Origin of the sequence: Sphingobium sp. C100, assembly GCF_000508185.1 — a bacterium.
Taxonomy (GTDB): Bacteria; Pseudomonadota; Alphaproteobacteria; order Sphingomonadales; family Sphingomonadaceae; genus Sphingobium.
The window spans coordinates 1-2,916 of the sequence record NZ_AYOY01000080.1; the positions used below are offsets into that span (position 1 = coordinate 1).

Genomic DNA, 2,916 nt, shown 5'->3' on the forward strand with positions numbered 1-2,916 from the left:
CGGCCCGCCCGCCAGCGGCGCGCCTTCAGCCAGCACCACCGAATCGCCCCCGCCCTTGCGCGCGGTCGCAAAGGCCACCAGCGCCCAATAGCTTTGCGTCACCAAGGCGGCGCCCTCGCCAGAGCCGTAGAGCCACTGCATCCCGGCCGGCGGGCTGGCTGCCGGCGGCGCAACGGATGGTGTCGTCGGCCCCGTCGCGTTCGTCGTCGCACAGGCCGCCAGGGGCAGCAAAAGCAATGCCGTGCTCCTGCGCAAGCGGGAGCCCAGAATGATAGCACGCGACGTCCGACCCTGGACTCCTGCTTGCGCAGGAGCACCGCCCGGCGTCATCGCCTTGCGCAGCATCACGCCGCCTCCCGCTCCCTCACGGTGCGGAACTCGATCTTCTTGTCATAGGGCGCGCCCACGATCATGCGCTTCACATAGATGCCGGGCAAATGGATGCAGTCCGGGTCCAGGCTGCCGGTCGGCACGATCTCCTCGACTTCCGCGATGCAGATTTTCGCAGCAGTGGCCATCGGCGCGTTGAAGTTGCGCGCGGTCTTGCGAAAGACCAGGTTGCCGCTCTCGTCGGCCTTCCAGCCTTTGACCACGGCAATGTCGGCGAAGATGCCGCGCTCCAATATATAATCCTGCCCGTCGAAATTCTTGACTTCCTTGCCCTCGGCCACCTGCGTGCCGACGCCGGTCTTGGTGTAGAAGCCGGGAATGCCCGCGCCGCCCGCGCGACACCGCTCGGCCAGCGTTCCCTGGGGGCAGAATTCCACCTCCAGCTCGCCCGCCAGAAACTGCCGCTCGAATTCCTTATTCTCGCCGACATAGGAGGAGATCATCTTCCTGACCTGTCGGGTGCGCAACAGCTTGCCCAGCCCTTCGCCATCGATGCCGGCATTGTTGCTCGCGATGGTGAGGTCTTTCACGCCCGAATCGCGGATCGCGTCGATCAACCGTTCGGGGATGCCGCACAGGCCGAAACCGCCCGCGCAAATATGCATCCCGTCGAAAAGGAGCCCCTCCAGCGCCGTTGCCGCATCGGGGTAGAGCTTGTTCGCCATCGCCTGTTTCCTCTTCCGTCTTTCCCCCCGCCATAGGCAGGGCGCGCCATCGGGTCAATTTGCTGCGATGGCAAAAAACTCAGATCAACCCGGCAAGCGGACTGGAAGGATCGGCATACATGCGCTTGCCCATGCGGCCGGCGCGATAGGCCATGCGGCCCGCTTCCACGCCCGCCTTCATCGCGGCGGCCATCAGCACCGGGTCTTTCGCTTCCGCGATGGCGGTGTTCATCAGCACGCCGGTGCAGCCCAATTCCATCGCCTGCGCCGCTTCCGACGCCGTGCCCACGCCCGCATCGACCAGCACCGGCAGGCTGGTGCCCTCCACGATCAGGCGGATCGTCACCCGGTTCTGGATGCCAAGGCCGGACCCGATCGGCGCGCCCAGCGGCATGATCGCGACCGCGCCCGCATCCTCCAGCCGCTTGGCGGCAATCGGATCGTCGACGCAATAGACCATCGGCTTGAAGCCTTCCTTGGCCAGCACTTCGGTCGCCCGCAGCGTCTCGACCATGTCGGGATAGAGGGTGCGCGCCTCGCCCAGCACTTCCAGCTTGACCAGCTCCCATCCGCCCGCCTCCCGCGCCAGCCGCAGGGTGCGGATCGCCTCCTCCCCGGTGAAGCAGCCCGCCGTATTGGGCAGGTAGGTGACTTTCTTCGGGTCGATATAGTCGGTCAGCATCGGCGCCTTGGGGTCGCTCACATTGACGCGGCGCACCGCCACGGTGACGATCTCCGCCCCCGACGCGGCCAGAGCGGCGGCATTTTGCTCGAAACTCTTATATTTGCCCGTGCCCACGATCAGGCGCGACCGGAACGTCTTCCCCGCCACGCTCCAGCTATCGTCGTCGTGCCGCGCGACATCGCCGCCGCCGACGAAATGCACGATCTCCAGTTCGTCGCCATCCTCGACGCACACCTGCGCCAGGGTCGAACGCGGCACGACCTCCAGATTGCGCTCCACCGCCACCTTTTCCGGCACGAAGCCCAGTTCGCTCGCCAATTCCGCGAGGGTCAGCCCTTCGCGGACGCGGCGATGTTCGCCATTGATGCGGATGGAAATGGTGCCGTCTATGCTCACAATGCTTTCCCGGTTGGAAGTGTCTCGACTAAGCGCGACAGGAAGGGCTAAGGATCGTGCCGCATATAGGGGCGGCCCTGCCCCGGCCGCAACATAAAGAAGGGGTATCGCCTTGGCCGACGCACGCAAAATCTATGTGCTGAACGGACCCAATCTCAACCTGCTCGGCACCCGCGAGCCAGAGATTTACGGCTATGACACGCTGGACGACATCGCCGGACGCATGGAGGACGCCGCCAACCGCGCCCATGTGGAAATCGACTTTCGCCAGTCCAACCATGAAGGGCATCTGATCGACTGGGTGCACGAAGCCCATCAGGAAGGCGCCCACGCCATCATCATGAACCCCGGCGGCCTCACCCATACATCGGTGGCGCTGCATGACGCGATCAAGGCGGTGAGCGTGCCGGTGATCGAAATTCACCTGTCCAACCCGCACGCGCGCGAAGCTTTCCGCCATAAAAGCTATGTCGGCATGGCGGCGCGCGGGACGATCGCGGGTTTTGGCCCGCTCTCCTATATGCTGGCGCTCGAAGCCGCGCTCGAACTGTAGCTCGCCGCACGAAAGTTGCGCTTTGCCGTAAATACGCATAGGCGCGGGCGCAACGAACGACATTCACCGGCCAGGGATTTCACATGACCGACAAACAAGAAAAGGGCGCAATGCAGGTGGACGTGCAGTTGGTGCGGGATCTCGCCGCCCTGCTCGATGACACCAACCTTACGGAAATCGAGGTGGAGGACGGCGACCGCAAGATCCGCGTCGCGCGCAAGGCCGCC

The 2,916-nt window shown here is 64.7% G+C and carries 3 protein-coding genes and 2 pseudogenes; 2 read left to right on the top strand and 3 right to left on the bottom strand.

Annotation, left to right across the window (positions count from 1 at the left end; translation table 11 throughout):
- The 3 genes and pseudogenes from C100_RS0124250 to thiS all read right to left on the bottom strand — a co-directional run.
- Positions 1 to 237: pseudogene (locus C100_RS0124250) on the bottom strand (acid phosphatase); the annotation flags it as partial.
- A 107-nt stretch (positions 238 to 344) separates the two neighbouring features.
- A complete protein-coding gene (locus C100_RS31460) occupies positions 345 to 1,055 on the bottom strand; it encodes a CoA transferase subunit A (RefSeq protein ID WP_024018984.1) in 711 nt (236 codons plus the stop codon).
- Positions 1,056 to 1,134: 79 nt separating this feature from the next.
- Positions 1,135 to 2,136, bottom strand: a complete 1,002-nt coding sequence (gene thiS / locus C100_RS31465) for a sulfur carrier protein ThiS (protein WP_024018985.1) — start codon at positions 2,134 to 2,136, stop codon at positions 1,135 to 1,137.
- A 112-nt stretch (positions 2,137 to 2,248) separates the two neighbouring features.
- Here thiS and aroQ point away from each other — a divergent pair, with 112 nt between their 5' ends.
- Together aroQ and C100_RS0124260 are read left to right on the top strand one after the other, a co-directional pair.
- On the top strand, positions 2,249 to 2,689 hold the full coding sequence (gene aroQ, locus C100_RS31470; RefSeq protein ID WP_024018986.1) for a type II 3-dehydroquinate dehydratase: 441 nt from the start codon (positions 2,249 to 2,251) through the stop codon (positions 2,687 to 2,689).
- An 83-nt stretch (positions 2,690 to 2,772) separates the two neighbouring features.
- Positions 2,773 to 2,916, top strand: a pseudogene (locus C100_RS0124260) (acetyl-CoA carboxylase biotin carboxyl carrier protein); the annotation flags it as partial.

What these genes read in the sequence shown, in the direction of transcription:
- C100_RS31460 (WP_024018984.1), bottom strand. Translation starts at nt 1,055, where the DNA reads ATGGCGAACAAGCTCTACCCCGATGCGGCAACGGCGCTGGAGGGGCTC.